This window comes from Agathobaculum sp. NTUH-O15-33, assembly GCF_033193315.1.
GTDB classification, from domain to species: Bacteria; Bacillota; Clostridia; order Oscillospirales; family Butyricicoccaceae; genus Agathobaculum; species Agathobaculum faecihominis_A.
Genome location: NZ_CP136187.1, coordinates 197,273 through 216,021, shown reverse-complemented (window position 1 = coordinate 216,021; position 18,749 = coordinate 197,273). Strand labels below are relative to the sequence as shown.

Annotated in this window: 15 protein-coding genes and 2 pseudogenes; 8 read left to right on the top strand and 9 right to left on the bottom strand. The window is 57.7% G+C overall.

Translation table 11 applies throughout. From position 1 onward, the window contains the following. Nucleotides 1–117: 117 nt before the first annotated feature. The 6 genes and pseudogenes from RWV98_RS01080 to RWV98_RS01060 form a co-directional block, all read right to left on the bottom strand. Nucleotides 118–2,691, bottom strand: coding sequence for an S-layer homology domain-containing protein (locus RWV98_RS01080; protein ID WP_317863212.1), 2,574 nt, complete (start codon nt 2,689–2,691; stop codon nt 118–120). Between the two features lie 48 nt (nt 2,692–2,739). Next, nucleotides 2,740–3,807, bottom strand: a complete 1,068-nt coding sequence (locus RWV98_RS01075; protein WP_442872089.1) for a PSP1 domain-containing protein — start codon at nt 3,805–3,807, stop codon at nt 2,740–2,742. A gap of 26 nt (nt 3,808–3,833) precedes the next feature. Continuing rightward, the gene (locus RWV98_RS01070) at nt 3,834–4,265 is read right to left on the bottom strand and encodes a hypothetical protein (RefSeq protein ID WP_317863210.1); all 432 of its coding nucleotides are present in this window, start codon (nt 4,263–4,265) and stop codon (nt 3,834–3,836) included. A 46-nt stretch (nt 4,266–4,311) separates the two neighbouring features. Continuing rightward, a pseudogene (locus RWV98_RS19340) lies at nt 4,312–4,716 on the bottom strand (ATP-binding protein); the annotation flags it as partial. Further along, nucleotides 4,713–5,036, bottom strand: coding sequence for a cyclic-di-AMP receptor (locus RWV98_RS01065; protein WP_317863208.1), 324 nt, complete (start codon nt 5,034–5,036; stop codon nt 4,713–4,715). The pseudogene RWV98_RS19340 and the gene RWV98_RS01065, both read right to left, overlap by 4 nt. 27 nt (nt 5,037–5,063) lie before the next feature. Then, a complete protein-coding gene (locus RWV98_RS01060; protein WP_317863206.1) occupies nt 5,064–6,506 on the bottom strand; it encodes an aminotransferase class I/II-fold pyridoxal phosphate-dependent enzyme in 1,443 nt (480 codons plus the stop codon). 282 nt (nt 6,507–6,788) lie between these two features. Here RWV98_RS01060 and serC point away from each other — a divergent pair, with 282 nt between their 5' ends. After that, the gene (serC, locus tag RWV98_RS01055) at nt 6,789–7,880 is read left to right on the top strand and encodes a 3-phosphoserine/phosphohydroxythreonine transaminase (RefSeq protein WP_317863204.1); all 1,092 of its coding nucleotides are present in this window, start codon (nt 6,789–6,791) and stop codon (nt 7,878–7,880) included. An 18-nt stretch (nt 7,881–7,898) separates the two neighbouring features. Then, nucleotides 7,899–9,060, top strand: a pseudogene (locus RWV98_RS19335) (phosphoglycerate dehydrogenase). Between the two features lie 59 nt (nt 9,061–9,119). On the opposite strand, the gene RWV98_RS01040 reads toward RWV98_RS19335, so the two are convergent. Then, entirely contained in the window at nt 9,120–9,533 is a 414-nt protein-coding gene (locus tag RWV98_RS01040) for a helix-turn-helix domain-containing protein (RefSeq protein ID WP_317863200.1), read from the bottom strand. 451 nt (nt 9,534–9,984) lie between these two features. Between RWV98_RS01040 and RWV98_RS01035 the strand changes: the two genes are divergently transcribed. The 5 genes from RWV98_RS01035 to RWV98_RS01015 all read left to right on the top strand — a co-directional run bounded on the left by RWV98_RS01035 (nt 9,985) and on the right by RWV98_RS01015 (nt 14,800). Continuing rightward, on the top strand, nt 9,985–11,925 hold the full coding sequence (locus RWV98_RS01035) for an NAD(+) synthase (RefSeq protein WP_317863198.1): 1,941 nt from the start codon (nt 9,985–9,987) through the stop codon (nt 11,923–11,925). A gap of 13 nt (nt 11,926–11,938) precedes the next feature. Then, a complete protein-coding gene (locus tag RWV98_RS01030) occupies nt 11,939–12,595 on the top strand; it encodes a VanZ family protein (protein WP_317863196.1) in 657 nt (218 codons plus the stop codon). Between the two features lie 3 nt (nt 12,596–12,598). After that, nucleotides 12,599–13,441, top strand: coding sequence for a prephenate dehydrogenase (locus RWV98_RS01025; RefSeq protein ID WP_317863194.1), 843 nt, complete (start codon nt 12,599–12,601; stop codon nt 13,439–13,441). 491 nt (nt 13,442–13,932) lie between these two features. After that, complete coding sequence (locus RWV98_RS01020; protein ID WP_317863192.1) at nt 13,933–14,145, top strand: hypothetical protein; 213 nt, start codon at nt 13,933–13,935, stop codon at nt 14,143–14,145. After that, entirely contained in the window at nt 14,138–14,800 is a 663-nt protein-coding gene (locus RWV98_RS01015; RefSeq protein ID WP_317863191.1) for a hypothetical protein, read from the top strand. Before RWV98_RS01020 ends, RWV98_RS01015 begins: the two co-directional genes overlap by 8 nt. Before the next feature lie 47 nt (nt 14,801–14,847). On the opposite strand, the gene RWV98_RS01010 is transcribed toward RWV98_RS01015, so the two are convergent. Together RWV98_RS01010 and RWV98_RS01005 are read right to left on the bottom strand one after the other, a co-directional pair. Next, the gene (locus tag RWV98_RS01010; RefSeq protein ID WP_280962750.1) at nt 14,848–16,215 is read right to left on the bottom strand and encodes a citrate/2-methylcitrate synthase; all 1,368 of its coding nucleotides are present in this window, start codon (nt 16,213–16,215) and stop codon (nt 14,848–14,850) included. A gap of 237 nt (nt 16,216–16,452) precedes the next feature. After that, nucleotides 16,453–17,454, bottom strand: coding sequence for a LacI family DNA-binding transcriptional regulator (locus tag RWV98_RS01005; protein WP_317863188.1), 1,002 nt, complete (start codon nt 17,452–17,454; stop codon nt 16,453–16,455). 389 nt (nt 17,455–17,843) lie between these two features. On the opposite strand from RWV98_RS01005, the gene iolE reads away from it, so the two are divergent. Further along, nucleotides 17,844–18,749 (top strand): myo-inosose-2 dehydratase, encoded by a 906-nt coding sequence (gene iolE, locus RWV98_RS01000; protein ID WP_317863186.1) that lies wholly within the window; start codon nt 17,844–17,846, stop codon nt 18,747–18,749.

The window sequence follows — 18,749 nt, the reverse complement described above, 5'->3', positions numbered from 1 at the left end:
AACATAGCACCGGATAGGCTATAAATGCAACCAGTTTGCATGTATTTCTTTCTCATTATGCGAAAAAAACCACCCTTGGAAAGAACTTTTTTCCAAGGGTGGTTCTTATTTGATGGTTTACTTCAAAATTACGCGCTCGCGTACCGTGCCGTTGACGATCAGCGGCAGGGTCTGCATGGTGTAACCGCTGCATGTGACCTGCGCGGTATAGTTGGCCCGCTTTACGGTAAACGCGGCCAAACCGTCCGCGCCGGTGGTAACGCTTTTACCGCCGATGGTGACGACCGCGCCCGAAAGCTTGGCGCCGGTGGTATCCGTTACCGTAATTTCGACCGTTTCCAGTATTTCACCGGTCAGCTTGACGGTACGGCCCGAAGAAACACTCAGTGTCTGGCTGATCGGGTTGGTAAAGCGGCTGTCCGAGGCGGCCAGCGTATAGGAACCGCGCTTGACATAAACGGTCGCCTTGCCGTCCTTATCGGTGGTGGCGTTCTGGGCGGGCGTGCCCTTCTCGGTCTCGGTCGGCGTAAAGGAAACGACCACGCCTTCGATCGGCAGGCCCAGATCGTCGACGACCTGCGCGGTCAGCGCAAAGGTGGTGACAAAGTTGACGCGCAGCGTCGGGTTTTTGCCCTTTGTCATAACAAAGGTAAAATCGGCGTAATTGGCGTTGTTCTCCGCGAAATCCGAAACGGCCGACCGGTTGATCTTGACCGTGGAGCCGTTCACCACGTATTGCCAATCCTCTTCCAGCGTTTTGCCGTTGCAGCGGATGTACTTGAGTTCAGCGTCGTCCGCCGGTACGAGCGATACGGTCAGATCGGCATAGCCGCCCGACTGGGTGTTCGCGTCAAAATCCGCCTCGGCGGGCGAAACCGTGTTGACCGGCGAGGTGTCGGTTACCTCCAACGTGCAGGAGTGCGTCGCACCGCGGCTGGGCACAAAGCTGATCGTATACGAACCGGTATTCTTTTTATCCAGCAGCTCGTGCTTGAATGTCACAAGGCCGCTAGAGCCGTCGTACACATAATCGGTGCCGCGTTCCAGCACGGTGCTGCCGATTTTGACACTCGACAGCGTAGTGCCCGTGGGCAGCGTAACGGTGACGGACAGCTCGGTATGGTTGGCCGAACCATCATACTTATCGTAGGTGATCTTGGACGGGCTGACCGCGGTGAGCGCGGAGTCCACGGTGGAGATCAGGATCGCGCCCTTGCTGCCGTCGCGGAAGATCAGATCCATCGAAAAGGTGCCGGCCTTGAGCGTGGTCAGGTATTTCTTGTACACGCGAATGCCGTTCTTATCGGTAAGCAGGTTGTAGTCGGTGCCTTGGCTGAGGGTCTTGCCGTCGCACTCGACGCGCTGCAAATCGTTTTTGTCCGCGCCAAAGGAAAAGTCATAGGAATGCGCCAGCGTATCGGTGTTGTTGATATCGAACGAGAAGGTGCCCGGCGATACCGTAACGCCGTTCGAGGAAGAAACCGATTCTCCCGCGATTGTCGCGGTCACGCCGCTCATCAGCTCATAGCTGCCGGGCTTCATCAGCAGTTCGCAGCCGGACGCGTTCAGAACCGCCTTCTGGATCGAGCCGCCGCCGGTGACCGCGACCTTGGCGTTGCAGGTCAAGGTATTGATCTCGGTGCTGCCGGTCGTGAGCAGAGAAGCCGGCTTTTCCACATTGATGTCCCACACCTGCGCGTCCAGCGTCAGCGAAAGGTTTTCGCCGTCGAGCGTCAGGTCGGACAGGCCGCCCGCGCTCACATCGAGCCCGCTCTCCCGCAGCGTACCGGAGGAAAGCACCTCGGTCTTGCCGATATTGGTGTTGCCCGTGCAGGTGATCTGCGGCGTGATGCCGCGCAGATTTTTCACGACCATGCGGGCAGCGGATACGCCGTCCATCGTGACGTCGCCGCCGGAAACGATGATATCCCCTTCCACCTTGACGTTGCGCAGGTTGACCGTGCCGGTCGTCACGCCTTCGGTGATGTAAAGGTTGCCTTCCACGGTCGCGTCCGACAGGGTGCCCGCGGCCGAGATCGAGGCATTTTTGGTGTCGTCCTCAAAATCGGACTCGGTCAGCGTGCCGTTTGCCGTGTGCAGCGAGGAGCCCATGAAGAAATAAAGGATCTTGGCGATCTCGCCGCGCGTTACCGCGCGCTGCGGCATAAACGAGCCGTCCGTATAGCCGTTGATATAGCCCTTATCGACCGCTTCGGCCACATAGCTGACCGCGTACTTGCTGATCTTGTCCTTATCGGTGAACGACATGGAGGCGGCCGTGCCCGTGGGCGTGTACTTATGCAGACGGCCCAAAATGGTCGCGGCCTGCTCGCGCGTCAGCGTGCCGGTCGGGTCCATTTTATCATCGCCCACACCGTTGATGTAACCGTATTCCACCGCGGTCTGCACGGTGGAATAGTAGGTGTCCGAACTTTTCACATCGGTAAAGCTGATCTGTGCTTTTTCCGTAAAGCCGAACGCCCGGTTGATATAGCGCATGAATTCCCAGCGCATGATCGCCTGATCGGGCTTGTACGTCCCATCAGAGGCAGGGTTGATGACGCCCTGCTTATTGAGCGCGGTAATATAGGTTCTGGACCAGTGCTTATCGATATCGCTTGCCGCAAAGGCGGCGGGGATCGATACGAGCAGCATGGCTGCCGCAAGGACGGCGGACAAAAATCTTTTCACAGCTTTCACCTCTTTGGTTTTGTGGGGGTAAAACTCATCAGCTTCCCTTTATTCCGGTTGCTCCGCCGGCGCGGAGCCTGCGCCCTCTCCGGGCTTTTTACCGCTGCGGCGGCGGCCGCCGCGTCTTCTTCTGCGGCGGGGCGCGCCATCGGCGGCCTGCGGCTGTTCGCCTTCCAGCATAATCTCTTCCGGCGCAGCGTCCTCCGGTTCCGGGGCGCGGACCGGCGCGGGCGCGGGACGGGGCTCCGCGGGCTTTTTCGTCTCTACCCCTTCGTGAGCCGCCGCGCAGGGACGGTTTTTACAGCCGCCGCGTACCATGCAGCATTCCGTGCACTGGAACTGCTCCGGCGAATGCTCGGGGCCGTCGTCGAGCTGCACGCGGCAGGTGCCGCGCAGCATTTGGGTGGAAACGACGCGGCCGCGGCCCTCGGGCGTATCGACCACGCTGCCGTTTTTCGGGGTCACCTTTTGCAGCTCGGCATAGGCCTCGTGCTCATATTTCAGGCAGCACATCAGCCTGCCGCACGTGCCGGAAATCTTGGCCGGGTTGAGCGAAAGGTTCTGTTCCTTCGCCATATTGATCGAGACCGGGTGGAACTCCTCCAAATAGGAGGAACAGCACAGCTCGCGCCCGCAGGCGCCAAGGCCGCCGATCATCTTGGCTTCGTCGCGCACGCCGATCTGCCGCAGCTCGATCCGGGTGCGGAACACGCCCGCGAGGTCTTTGACCAGCTCGCGGAAATCGACGCGGCCATCGGCCGTGAAATAAAACAGCATTTTGCTCATGTCAAACGTGCACTCGACCGTGACAAGGTTCATTTCAAGCCCGTGCTCCTCGATCTTGCGCTTGCAGATGACAAAAGCCTCGTCCGCGCGGCGCAGGTTGCGCTGGAGCGTTTGCCGGTCGGCGTCTGTCGCGATGCGCACCATACGCTTGAGCGGCTGGACGATATTCTGATCGGGCACCTCGGTGTTGCCCTGCACGGCCTTTGCAAATTCCAGCCCGCGCGCGGTCTCCACGATCACGTCCTCCCCCGCGGCGACGGGAATGCCTTGCGGGTCAAAATAATACATTTTTCCGTTTGGTTTAAAACGGACTCCGATAATATTGGTCAATACTTGCTCCTCCTAGATAGCGGGGATCATTCAAGATAACAAATGCGAAAAGCGTCGCTCGTGAGCGACAGGGTCACGGCCGCCGCGGCCGCGTTGCGGGACACGCGGTCCTGCAATACATAGAGGAAATCCGCAAAGCGCGTCAGCCTTGCCGGAGCGATCGCACGCGAAAGCTGATCCGTTTCGGCGGCAAGGCCGGGCGCGAGCGGCACGGTTTGCAGCCCATGGGCGCGTAAAATCGCGTCGCGCAGCGCGGTCTGCATCAGACCGAGCAGGGCGACCAGCGCCCGGCGCGGCGTTTTTTCCATGGCGAGCGCCGCCGCCATCAGCCGCTCCTCGCGCCCCGCGGCAAGGGCCGCGAAATACGGGCCGATCAGGTCGGCCGCTTCCGCTTCGGGCAGCGCGCCGCCATCCGGCTCGAGCGAAAAGGTCACGCAGCGGCTGCGCACGGTTTCCAAAAGCGCGTCCGGCTGCTCGGAGAGCAGCAGAAAAAAAAGCGTAGGCGGGCGGCTCCTCCAGCAGCTTGAGCAGCGCGTTCTGCGCGGCGGGATTCAAGCGGTGCGCGTGGCAGATGACCGTCACGCGGCGCTCTCCATCATTCGGTACGATGGCGTTTTCCGCCTTTAAGCGGCGGGCGAGCTCAACCTTGAGCTCGTCGTCCCCCTCGTCGACAACGGTCAAGTCGGGGTGCACGTCGCTTGCCACCTTGCGGCAGGGCACGCAAGCGCCGCAGGGACGCTGTCCGTCGCCCTCGCAAAACAGGGCGGCGGCCAGCGCGCGGGCAAGCGACAAAAGCGCTTCGCCATTTTCGCCGGTGAGCAGCACGGTCTGCGGAAAACGGCCGGAAAGCGCGTGCCGCAGGCTCGCCTTCAGCGCTTCGTTGCCGGGCAGCGCGTCAAGCGAGATCACAGCTTTTCAAAGCGCTCCACGTTCAGCACGAACACGGTCGCGCCGCCTACCTCGACCTGCACCGGGGTGGACGGGAAAAAGCCCATGCCCAGCTCCGCCGTGGTCGGGATGACCTGCTTGCGGGAAGAGGAATGCTCGCGGATGATGTCGAACGCCGCGTCGAGCTTATCCTCGTCCAGACCAATCAGGATGGTGACGTTGCCGGCCTTGAGAAAGCCGCCGGTCGTCGCCAGCTTGGTGATGGAAAACCCAGCCTTCATCAAATTGTTTATCACGTCCTGCGCGTCGTCGTAATTGATGATCGCAAGTACCATTTTCATAACGGTTGCCTCCCAAACAGGTTTCATTCAGTCTGTTATTACTACATAAATGTCGTCTATTTTATTGTACCATCTTTCTTGCAACAATTCAATGTGCGAGTCGGTGATTTTCTCACCCGGCCAAAGCAGCGGGATTCCCGGCGGATAGGGCGTTACCGGGCGGGCGCATACCATGCCCGCGGCAGTCTCGACCGGCACGCGGCCGTGGTGGGAAAAATGCGCCTGCCGCACCGACAGGACCCGCTCGGCGGGCGGAAACGGGGCGGCCGGATGCGGCACTTCCCCTTTTTGCGCCCGGCGGCTGAGCTTTCGCAGCGCGCGCCGCAGCCGCCGCAGCGAAGAGCCGCTATCCGAGCAGGTCAGGATAAACACGGCGTTTCGCTCGTCCGCCATCTCGCAGGCGACGCCAAACTCGCTCCAAAGGGCGTCCGAAAGCGCCTGTCCGGTCATATCGGTGCCCGCGGTGCTCACGGTCAGCCGGCAGGGATCCAGATCGGGGAAATCGCCCGTGCCCAAGGCCGAAAAGCGCGTGCGCGCATCGACAAAGCGGCGCAGGTCCTCGCAGGCCGTGGCCGCGCGCAGGTAGGCGATATGGCCCGGCCCCTCGACATAAGCGCGCGCCAGATCGATCGACGATAAAATCGGATAGGACGGGCTCGACGTGCCGAACAGCGCGGTGTTTTCGCGCAGGCCGCGCCGGTCGATCCGGTCGCCCATGAGCAGCACCGCGCCCTGCCCCAGACAGGGCAGCGTTTTATGAATGGACAGCACCGCCAGATCGGCGCCCTCCGCGATCGGCGTGGGCAGGCCGACCGCCGGAAAATGCGCGCCGTGCGCCGCGTCGACCAGCAGTTTTTTGCCGTAAGCCGCGCATAGGTCGGCAAAAGCAGGGATATCGCGGCGAACGCCGTAATAGGTTGGTGAGGTGAGCATCACCGCGCGAATCTCCGGGTGGGCGATCAACTGCCGTTCCGCCTCGGCGATATCGAGCGCGCCGGGCACGGCAAACGGCTCGATCAGCTCGGAAGAGAAAAAATAGGGCGTTAGATCGAGCAGCGCGCAGGCCGCGCAAACCGATTTATGACAGCCCCGGTCAAGCAGCACGCTGCCGCCCGCCCCGGCGGCGGTGGCCAGCATGGCCAGCACGCCCTGCGTCGAGCCGCCGGTCAGGAAAAAGCAGTCACCTGCCTCAAAATAGCACGCGGCGGCCACCTCCGCGTCCCGTATGGGGCCTTCGCCCAAATACAGGTTGCCGGTGCCGTAGGTCTCGGTAAAGTCTATCGCAAACAGGTCGGCATAGGTGGTGAACACAGGCTCGCCCTTGTGCCCGGGCATGTGAAAGCGCGCCGCGTCGCCCGTGGCCATCAGCTGTAGGGCGTGGTAGAGCGGCGCGGTGGTAAACGGCAAAAGCCGGTTGATCTTGCTCATCTGCCCGCGCGGCCGGCGCAGGGCGCGCTTATGCGTCTGCATTGCGAAACCCCCTTTATGGGAATTAGTAATTAGTAGTTAGTAATTAGTAATTATTGTGCAAGGCCGAGCGACTTCCTCCACGCTTCACACTTGCCGCGCAATTATTATACCACGTCGTGGCATAGGCTTGCAAACTGTCCATAATGTGCACACATTCGTCTTTTTCAGACGGAATTTTGGTTTAATTTCACGTAGTAAATCATGGGGGTGTATATTATAATAATTATTGCGCTCGGTATTCGATCGCCATGTTTTGAATTTTGAAAGGCAGGTAACTAACCTATGGCTGACAATCGTATTTTCAACTTTTCCGCAGGCCCCTCCATGCTGCCGGTTCCCGTGCTCGAACGCGCGGCATCCGAAATGCTCAATTACAAGGGCTCCGGCATGTCTGTCATGGAGATGAGTCACCGCTCCAAGGTATATGACGCCGTCATCAAGGACGCCGAGGCCGCGCTGCGCCGTGTCATGAACATCCCGGAAAATTACACGGTGCTGTTCCTGCAAGGCGGCGCGACCACGCAGTTCGCGGCCATCCCGATGAATCTGATGAAGACCGGCAAGGCCGATTACGCCGTGACCGGTAACTTTGCAAACAACGCGTACAAGGAAGCCGTGAAGTTCGGCGATATCCATGTTGCGTATTCTTCCAAGGAAACCAATTTCGACCACGTGCCCGCGCAGAACGAGCTTGACCTGAACGCGGACGCGGACTATTTCTATATCTGCGCCAACAATACCATCTATGGCACCGAATACTCTTATGACCCCGAAACGCCCGAAAATGTTCCGCTCGTGGCGGATATGTCGTCCAACATCCTGTCCAAGCCGGTCGACGTTTCCAAATATGGCGTTATTTACGCCGGCGCGCAGAAGAACATGGGCCCCGCCGGCCTGACCGTCGTGATCGTGCGCGACGACCTGCTCGGCTCCTACCCCAAGGAAAAGTACCCGGCCATGCTGGACTGGAAGCTGATGGCCGACAAGGAAAGCATGTACAACACGCCCCCGACCTATGCCATCTATGTGCTCGGTCTGGTGCTTGAGTGGGTGGAATCCCTCGGCGGCCTGACCGAAATGGCCCGCCGCGCCGAAGAAAAGAGCAGCCTGCTGTACGATTACCTCGATTCGACCGATTTTTATCAGGCCGTTGCCGCGAAGGACAGCCGCAGCCGCATGAACGTCACCTTCCGCACCGGAAACGACGAGCTCGACGCCAAGTTCGCCAAGGAATCCGCCGCCGCGGGCATGTCGAACCTCAAGGGCCACCGCTCGGTAGGCGGTATGCGCGCCTCGATCTACAACGCCATGCCGCTCGAGGGCGTACAGACGCTGATCGACTTCATGAAAAAATTTGAAGCCGCCAATAAGTAAGGGAGGACATACGCCAACATGTATAATGTAAAGCTGTATAATAAGATTTCCAAGGTCGGTCTGGACGACCTCGACGCCGCCAAGTACGCCTGCTCCGAGGATTTTAGCGATTACGACGCTGTGCTGGTCCGTTCGGCCAAGCTGCACGACGTTGAATTCCCGAAAAACCTCAAGTGCATTGCGCGCGCGGGCGCGGGCGTCAACAACATCCCGATCGACCGCTGCTCGGAAGAGGGCATCGTCGTATTCAATACGCCGGGCGCGAACGCCAACGCCGTCAAGGAGCTGGTCATCTGCGCGATGCTGCTCGCCTCCCGTAAAATCGTGCAGGGCGCGAACTGGGTGCGCTCGCTGAAGGGCACGCCGGATATCGGTCCCGCCGCCGAGAAGGGCAAGGCGACCTATGCCGGGCCCGAAATCGCGGGCAAGCGCCTTGGCGTGATCGGCCTCGGCGCGATCGGCGTCAAGGTGGCGAACGCCGCCATCGGCCTCGATATGGACGTTTGGGGCTACGATCCCTTCCTTGTCCGTGGACGGCGCGTTAAAGCTGTCCCGCGCGGTCAAGCACATCACCGATCTGGACCAGATCTTTGCGAACTGCGATTATATCACCGTACACGTGCCGCTGCTGCCGGATACCAAGAATATCGTCTGCGCGGAGACCCTTGCGAAAGCCAAGGACGGCGTGCGCGTGATTAACCTTGCCCGTGGCGAGCTGGTCGACGAGCAGGCCATGGCCGATGCGCTCCAGTCCGGCAAGGTCGCGTGCTACGTGTCCGACTTCGCTTCCGACTGCATTTTGGAGCAGGAAAACGCGATCGTGCTGCCCCACCTCGGCGCTTCCACGCCCGAGAGCGAGGACAACTGCGCGATCATGGCCGCAAAGGAAATCGCGGAGTATCTGGAAAAGGGCACCATCCGCAATTCGGTCAACTTCCCGAACCTCAAGGTCCCGTACGAGGGCGGCTACCGCATTTGCATGATCCACAAGAACGTGCCCAACATGATCACCGCCATTTCGTCCGCCATGTCCTCCAAGGGCGTCAACATCGAAAACATGGGCAACCGCTCCAAGGGCGAATACGCCTACACCATCATGGACGCAGCCGTCCAGCCGACCGAGGAGACCCTCGCCGCGATCCGCGCGATCGACGGCATGATCTCGGTCCGCGCAATCTGATTGTAATCCATAAAATAGGCCGCTGCCTGATCGCAGCGGCCTATTTTTATCCTTATGTCTTATTTGTCGGCGCCACTCTTATTCTGCAACAGACAAATCCCCGCGCAAGCTACGCCAATGCCCAGCAGCGTAAAGCCGGCGTCCGTATCGAGCGCTTTCATCCGTGACAATACCACGACCGCGACGCCCATGGCGAGCGTCACCGCTTTGAAAACCAGACCGATGACATCCCGCGCGCTTTGCTTGTCCGCGCCGCTGCCGCCCCGCTCGCGAACCTGCATCAGCTCATCCACCGATACCTGAAGCGTTTCCGCGAGCTTAGGCAACGAAGCGATATCCGGACAGGACAGATCGCGCTCCCATTTGGAAACGGCCTTATCGGTGATATTCATGATGGCGGCCAGTTCGGCCTGCGTCATCCCGCGTTCCTTGCGCAAGGATGCGATCATGTTGCCCAGCGTTTGTTTTTGCATGCAGCGTTCCTCCTTGGTTATCCATGCCATTCCATGCAGGCGTTCCCCCCTGTATCCGTCATCCTGAGCGGAGCGAAGGATCTCGCGCGAACGCGCGTTCCTTACCGAAAATCGCGCGTTCGCGCGAGATTCTTCGTCACTACGTTCCTCAGAATGACAACCGGGAAAGCTTAACTTAATGACATTGGCCCTCGTCATTCGTGTTTTTATTGTATCCCCGCCGGGACGGATTCTCAACCGACCGCCGGTTTAGTGTGGGAAACGGTTAGTTTACCCGTGGTTCACCCGTTCCCTCACCGCTATTTTACCATATCACGCGCCCGACCGGCGGGCTGATTTTGCCGAAAAAACGGGTGCGCCAAAGGCGGTCGCGCACATAGCGCGGGTCTTGCTAATCCCCCCAAAATGGGATATACTAATTTTATCTGGAATTTAAGAGGAGTGGCACAGAATGGAAGATGGTTTTATCAAGGTGGCGGCGGCAACGCCCGCGCTGCGCGTGGCGGACTGCCCCTATAACGCCTTGGAAATTGTAAAGCTGGCACGCGAGGCCGCCGGTAAAGGCGCGAAGCTCTGCGTGTTCCCCGAGCTGTGCCTGACCGGCTATACCTGCGGCGACCTGCTGTGGCACCAGACCCTGCTGGACGGCGCGCTGGACGCGCTGCAAACCGTTTTGGAGCAGTTGGCGGCGCTCGATATGCTGGTGGCCGTCGGCCTGCCGTTCATGGCGGAGGGCAGGCTCTTCAACGTCGCCGCCGTTTGCTACCACAACGAGGTGCTCGGCCTTGTGCCCAAGCGCAATTTGCCCAATTACGCCGAGTTCTACGAAGGCCGCCACTTTACGGCGGGCCACGCCGCGTTTTTACCCGCGGGCGATATCGAGCTGCGCTTTCCCAGCGGCCGCGTGCAGAAAAACGTCGCCCTGACCGGCGACCAGCTGTTCTGCTGCGAAGGCTTGCCCGCGTTTACCCTCGGCGTTGAGATCTGCGAGGACCTTTGGGTGCCCCAGCCGCCCTCCACCACGCTGGCGCAGCTGGGCGCAACGGTCATCGTCAACCTGTCCGCTTCGGATGAGCTGATCGGCAAGGCCGCTTACCGCCGCGAGCTGGTAAAGAGCCAGTCCGCGCGCCTGCTGTGCGCCTATGTATACGCGGACGCGGGCTTTGGCGAATCGACGCAGGATCTCGTCTTTGCCGGGCACGACCTGATCGCGGAAAACGGCGCGCTGCTCGCGGAAAGCCGCCGCTTTGAGGGCGGCGTGGTATATGCCGATCTGGATTTGGACCGCTTGCAGCACGAACGCCGCCGCATGGGCAGCTTTAGCCCCCGGAGCGAGGGGCAGGCCTGCCGCCGCCAGCGGTTCGCTCTGCCGCGGACCACCTGCGACCTGCGAAACCGCTGGTTCCCGCGCACCCCGTTCGTGCCGCAGGATGACGCCGTGCGCGCCGAGCGCTGTGAGGAAATCTTGACCATACAGGCGGTCGGCCTTGCCACGCGGCTGCACCATACCGGCAGCAAAACCGCCGTTGTCGGCCTGTCCGGCGGGCTGGATTCGACGCTCGCCCTGATCGTTGCGGCGCATGCGTTCGACCGGCTCGGACTCGACCGGTCGGGCATTCTCGCGGTCACCATGCCCTGCTTCGGCACGACCCAGCGCACCCGCGGCAACGCGGAAAAGCTGGCGGAAGCTTACGGCGTGACCCTACAGACCGTCGATATCAAAGCGGCGGTCGATCAGCACTTTGCCGATATCGGCCAGTCCAAGGACGACCTGACCGTAACCTTTGAAAACGCGCAGGCGCGTATGCGCACGCTGGTCTTGATGAACCTTGCCAACAAGAACGGCGGCATGGTGGTTGGCACGGGCGACCTGTCCGAGCTCGCGCTTGGCTGGGCCACCTATAATGGCGACCACATGAGCATGTACGGCGTCAACGCCTCCATCCCCAAAACGCTGGTGCGCTATCTGGTCGCTTACGAGGCCGACCGCGCCGAGGGCACGCTGGGCGAGGTGCTGCGCGACGTGCTGGATACCCCCGTATCCCCCGAATTGCTGCCGCCCAAGGACGGCGAGATCAGCCAAAAGACCGAGGACCTTGTCGGCCCGTACGAACTGCACGATTTCTTCCTGTATTATATGCTGCGCTTCGGCTACCCGCCGGCTAAAATTTTCCGCGCGGCGCTGAAGGCCTTTGACGGCGAATACGACCGCGAAACGATCAAAAAGTGGCTCACTACCTTTCTGCGCCGCTTTTTCACCCAGCAATTCAAGCGCTCCTGTCTGCCGGACGGCCCTAAGGTCGGCACGGTCGCCCTGTCCCCGCGCGGCGATTGGCGCATGCCGTCGGACGCCAGCGCGAAGCTGTGGCTGGACGCCGCCGAGCAGCTTTGAGAGGTGCGCCTGATTGAGAACACTGATCCGCAGGCTCGCGGCGGTGATTGCCGCCGCGGTGTTCTGCCTGAATCTTTACGTGGAGCTTTCCCCCCGGTACGTGGTCGGCCCGGAGTGGAAGCTCGCCTTTGCAGTCGCTTTCGCCCTGCCGCTCGCGCTCGCCTTTTTCTGCGGCGTGCCGCGCGCGGCGCGGCAAAAGCGCAGGCACGATTTTTGGCTTATCCTATTCTGGTACTACTTATGGGTACTTTTGAACGTGCTGTTTTTCGACAATGCGTTTGGGCGCGGTTTTGCGCCCGATCCCACGTTTTCAGCGGTTAATTTGGAGCCGCTGCGCACGATCCGCAATTATTTGCTGGCCTATGGCTACGGTAACATTTCCCTGCGGCTTACGGTATTGAACCTCGCGGGCAATGTGGTGGCCTTTGCGCCGATGGGCTTTTTTCTGCCCGCGCTGTTCCGCTGGCAGCGCAGCGTGTTTTTCTATACGGCGTCGCTCGCGCTGGCGATCTCCGCGGTTGAGATCGCGCAGATCTATTCGGGCGCGGGCTCGTGCGATGTGGATGATCTGATTTTAAATCTGGCAGGCGCGCTGGTTGTCTACCTGATCTGCCGCATTCCGCCCATCTGGCGGCATGTGTGCAGCGTGACCCCTAAAAAAGGAGACTGAAAAATGATGACGTTCAACACCGTACTGATCGCGGGCCTCGGCCTGATGGGCGGCTCGATGGCCAAAACCATCAAAGCGCGCACGAATTGCCGCGTGCTTGGCTGGAACCGCACCCGCGAAACCGCCGAGCGCGCCAAATCGGATGGCGATATCGACGCGGTCGCCGGCGAAGCGCTCTTTGGCGAAGCCGATCTGATCATCATCGGCCTGTATCCGCAGGCCACGGTGGATTGGCTGCTTGACGCCATGCCCAAGCTGAAAAAGGGCTGCGTCGTGGTCGATATGGTAGGCGTCAAGCGGTTCATGGTGGACCGGCTGGAGCAGGCCGCGCTGGACAACGGCGTGCACTTTGTCGGCGGACACCCAATGGCGGGGCGCGAGTTTTCCGGTTTCGATTACGCAATCTCGACCCTGTTCGACGGAGCGAGCATGATCTTCGTGCCCACCAAAAGCAGCGACGAGCAGGTGCTTCAATCGCTCGAATCGTATTTCATGTCCCTTGGCTTCGGGCAGACCGTGCGCTGCACCGCCGAGCAACATGACAGAATGATCGCCTTCACCTCGCAACTCGCGCATGTGGTCTCCTCCGCTTACATCAAAAGCCCGGAAGCCGACCAGCACAACGGCTACTCGGCAGGTTCTTACCGCGATCTCACGCGCGTGGCCAAGCTCAACGAGAATATGTGGAGCGAGCTGTTCCTGTGCAACGCGGAAGCGCTCGCCGCCGAGATCGACGAGATCATCGGGCATCTGGACGAATACCGCCGCGTCATCCGCGCGGGCGACCGCGACACCCTCACCGCCCTGCTGCGCGACGGACGGGAACGCAAGGAACGGATCGGATAAAAACGATGCGGCTTTCGCCGCAGGGATTAAGAGGAGCGGAAAATCCAATGTCATTTAAGATAAGGTCAGGCAAGGAAAAAAGGTATCGCAAATGTAGGGCGCGACGCCCTCGGCGCGCCGAGAGCGAAGCACCGGGATAAGTGAGTGCATCAAACAGGCTGGTACGGCCGAGCGAAGGAACATAGTTTCTCAGGAAGTGTTACATCCCTTCGAGCCGGCGCGCCGGGGGCGTCGCGCCCTACTAGCTCGGTGATTCCCTTGTTTTTTCCTATGCGTTTCCCTCTCGGGACTTTGCCTACAGTCTAAAAAAGGACACATTGCTCATATCGTGGCAATGTGTCCTTTTTAACGCGCACTATCCAATCCATAAGGAATAACGTATTAAAAAAGCGAATAGGAATTTGTAATATATTAAGAACTGCATTATTGTACATTACCAGATGCAAAATTATATATTATAATTGCAAAAAACCCACAGGCTGGTGATTCGTTTGGAGAAGTTCACGATTGCGAAAGATACAGAAAAAATGTCTTCCATCAATAGGACCATCCGTTTTAAACCCGAAGTATTTGATGAAATACAGCAGCTGCATCAGGCTACAGGGGTTTCGTTCAACAAAATCTGTGCGCAATGTATTGAATACGCTTTAAAGCATTTGGATGATGACTCTATCAGCGAGGAAGAGGATGGCTACCATGGTTGACGCATTCACACGCTACGCCTATACTTTCCCCAAACTTCTGGATGGCGCACAAGAAAGCGACGGCGATCTGCTCATGGCCGCCCGGCGTTACACGGAAAACCACTTTTCAGCATATCAAAGCCTCAAAAAGCGCGCACGCAACATGTATTCCGATATGATCGGCGGTTTGTCCACCGACTTTCTAATTGAAGTAGAGGACCGCTATCACCAATTCGACGAATACCTGAACTGTATGTGCAAATTCTTCTTGTATCAAGGTATGGAAGCCTCCCTGCGGGAGTACCGCGCCATACCGGGCGAATCGCTCGCCCCGCTTGCGTTAAAAACCGAGTTTTCACGCTTTTTAAGTGCCGCACATATGACAGAACAGCGCCGGCTTGCATGGCTCGGCATACTCAAGGCAGGAGAACTGATCGGCTGCCCGCACCGTGATCGAAGCTACCAGCTCCAACGGGCACGGGAACGGCTGGCCTGCTGTTACATTTGCGTCGTTGTGGGCTATGAGCACGCCGTGGCGCACTTCATCAAATTTTCCGACGCTTATCGGCTGGACTTTCTGTACCTAGCCGATCTGCGGCGTGATTTTCTAAAGCTCTGCGCCCTAGAGGAATTAGTCAGCCAAAAGGACTTGAAGCTCCTGATTTTGGATATTTAAAGAAAAAAAGCGAGCCGCAATTTGCAGCTCGCTTTTTATGTATTCGTTTATCCCCGTTCCGCAAGGTAGCGGTACTCCGCCGACTTGGAAAGCGGCTTGAACGCGGGGCGCATGATCTTGCCGCCGGTCGATACCTCTTCGAGACGGTGCGCCATCCAGCCGACGATACGGGCGGTGGCGAACAACGGCGTATACAGCGAGCGCGGCAGGCCGAGCATTTTGTATACGAAGCCGGAGTACATATCCACATTGGCGCACATGGGCTTCACATCGCCCTTCTTTTCAGCAAACACGCCGGGTGTGATGCGCTCAATCAGCTCAAGCAGGTCCATTTCGTCGGTAAAGCCCTTTTGTTCGGCCAGCGGACGCGCCGCATCCTTCAGGGCGACCGCGCGCGGATCGCTCTTGGTATAGATCGCGTGGCCCATGCCGTAGATCAGGCCGGAGCCGTCGCCGGCTTCGCCGTCCAGTATCTTGGCGAGGTAGGCGCGGACCTCCTCTTCGTCCTTCCAGTTGGAAACGTTCTGCTTGATCTCGTCGAACTGGCTGACGACGCGCAGGTTCGCGCCGCCGTGGCGCGGCCCCTTGAGCGAGGATACCGCCGCCGAGATTGCCGAATAGGTATCCGTGCCCGAGGACGAGGTAACGCGCACCGTAAAGGTGGAGTTATTACCGCCGCCGTGCTCGGCGTGCAGGATCAGGCAGCGATCAAGCAGCTTTGCTTCCTCGTCCGTGTATTGGCCGTCCGGCCGGATCAGGTGCAGGATGTTTTCCGCGGTGGAGCGATCCGGGTCGGGCACGTGCAGGAACATGGAGTCGCCGTCGAAATAGCGGCGCTTGGCCTGATAGGCGTGCGAAATGATGACCGGGAACTTGGCCGTCAGGCTGATGCCCTGCCGCATGATGTTTTCCACCGTGGTCTCGTCCGGATTTGCATCATACGAATAAAGGGCCAGCGTGGCGGCGGCCAGCTTGTTCATGATATCGCGGCTGGGCGCGCGCATGATCATATCCTCGGTAAAGTTTTCCGGCAGTGCGCGTTCCAGACCGATCGTGTGCTGAAAATCAGCCAGCTGGCGGCGGGTCGGCAGCGAGCCGCACATCAGCAGATAGCCGACTTCCTCAAAGCCAAAGCGGTTTTCCAGCTCCAGCCCGCGGATCAGGTCGTATACATTATAGCCGCGATAGGTCAGGCGGCCTTCGATCGGCTCGCGCTCGCCCTCGTTCATGATGTAGCCGTGCACGTTGCCGAGACGGCTCATACCCACGAGCACGCCGGTGCCGTCGGAATTACGCAGGCCGCGCTTGATGCCGTAGCGGGAGAAAAGCTCGGGTGGAATACGGGTGTTCAGGCGGAAACTCTCGCAGAGTTCGCCCAGCAGTTCCTCCCCTACAAAGCTGGGTTCATGTGTCATCGGGCTTTCTCCTTTCAGTCTAATCGTTCAGAATGAATATATTGTACCGCAATCCTGCAAAAAAGTCAAATCCACTCGCTTGGAATTTGTCACAAAAGCAAACTTGAACCAGTTTGTCCGCTTGTTCACAATGATTGTACGCAAGCCCGCAAGCGAGAAACTGCAAACACTTTTTTAAAATAAATTAGGAAAGCTCCGCGCGGAAACGCGCGGAGCAAGAATAAGCACGTGAGACTTTTACAATTTTCCACAGGTATTTCGAATAATCAGCCGAGGCTCTATCACCTTCTGGATCGGCGTTTTGTCCTCCGCCGAACGATGAAGCACTTGCAGGATCGCCTGCGCCGCCAGCTCTCCCAAATGATAGCGCGGCTCTTCAATCGTGGTCAGATTGATACGCGGCATAGAGGAATATTCAATATTATCAATGCCGATCACTGAAATATCTTCCGGAACGCGAAAGCCGTGCATCCAAAGATATTCCAGTATTCCAAGCGCGATGCAATCGTTACTGGCAAAAAAAGCGGTAGGCAGCTCACTGCCGCATGTCAGGATATGATTGGTGGCCTCAAAACCGCCTCGACGATCTGGATAAACCGTAAGCAGCGGACTTTCCTGATCCGAGCCAAAATGCCGTTCCATTGCTTCAATAAAGCCCCGCCTCCGTTCATGATATGTATACGTTGCATCATCACTACCGATATAAGCAATACGGTGATGGCCCAGCGAAACCAGATAATTGGTCGCCATAGCTGCCGCAGCATAGTTATCGATCGAAATATAGTGCAGGTTTGGCCCTTTGGGCCGGTTAGAAATAAACACTACGGGCACAGATTCGTTTATCTGCCTTATATTACGATAGGAATCATCGGACAGCGGATCCATGATCATACCGCAGATTTCCAGATTGGTCAGCGTTTGCATCGCCTCTACTTCATTTTGCAGCTTACCTGCGCTGTTGCACAGTACCAGACTGTAGCCCGCGGCGCGCAACGTATCCTGTGCCCCCTGTATGAGTGGTGGAAAATAGGGGTTCGTAATATCCGGAACGACAATGCCTATGACAGGTGCTACAGTACTTTCTGCGGTCGGTGTGCGCACATAACCCATTTGATCAGCGATATCACGAATATGCCTGCGCGTTTTTTCACTGACCAAGGCATTGTTATTGAGCGCGCGGGATATGGTGGCTACCGTATAGCCGGAGGCCTGTGCAATATCTCGAATGGTAACTCTCATGATGTCGGCACCTCATAGATGTTTAGATTTCATCCGTTGTTTTATTGCAACAAAATGATGTAATGTTTTTATATAAAATTATAACACAAATCATTTTAGCATGAAGTCTACAAATAGACCAGCTTTATTTTAAATGGTTTTATGTGAAAAATGTAACTAAGTTTATAATAATTTATCACATTTTTATATCCACATTATTGTCTGATATGTATATATATCCACACTATATCCGTCTTTTTATATGCTTATTTCACATATATTTTCTTGTTTTGTTAGCAATAACGCAGAAATACCTTTTCTATCTGAAAATCTATTGACATTTTTATATTCATGTCCATAATCAACTTATAAAATCAGCTGATTAACAATAAAACGCCAAGGAGGTTCGTATGGAAAGACGCTTTTATAACGTGAAGATCGGTGCGCATCCCATCAACTGGTGCAATGATGACATGGATTTTCTGGGAGATGAGTATACCTTTGAACAAATCATTGATGAGGCGGCGGCGGCCGGCTATGCCGGGATTGAACTCGGAAGAAAATTTCCGCGCGATCCAAAGATTTTAAGACGCGAACTGGGTAAGCGGGATTTGGTGCTTACATCCGGCTGGTGCGACACCATGTTTGCTTGTGCAGAGCTAAGGGACGAATATTTCCACGCATTTCAGGAAAAGGCACGATTCTTTCAAGAGATGGGGTGCCGCTATATCATCGCAGCCGAGGGCACAAATTCGTCCTGCTGGGATCCCCGCGAATACCGCGCAAAGCAGGGCGTGCGGAAAATGAACGATACGGAATGGAAGCTGTTTACGGATGGCCTGAACGAGGCGGGCGTTTTTTGCCAAACGCTCGGCATGGAGCTGGTGTATCACGTACACACCGGCACAGTGATTGAAACGCTGGAAGAAACGCTGAAAATGTGCGATATGACCGATTCCAATCTCGTTTTTATTCTCGCCGATACCGGCCATCTAAAAGTATGCGGCGTGAATATCCCTCAGTTTTTTGAGACCTTTGCCAATCGTATCCGCTACGTGCATCTCAAGGATGTCCGCCCGCTCGTGCTCAAAATTGTACGGCAGTTTAACATGGATTTCAACAGCGCAGTGCAGGTTGGGTTGTTCACCGTTCCCGGCGACGGCTGCATCGATTACCCTGCTGTCTTTGATATTTTAGAGAAAAATCACTATCAGGGATGGATGATGGTAGAGGCCGAACAGTATATCAAAACGCCGAACGCCTATGAGTTCGCCGAAATGGCGCGTGGATACATTCGCAAGCTGACAGGAGTTTAA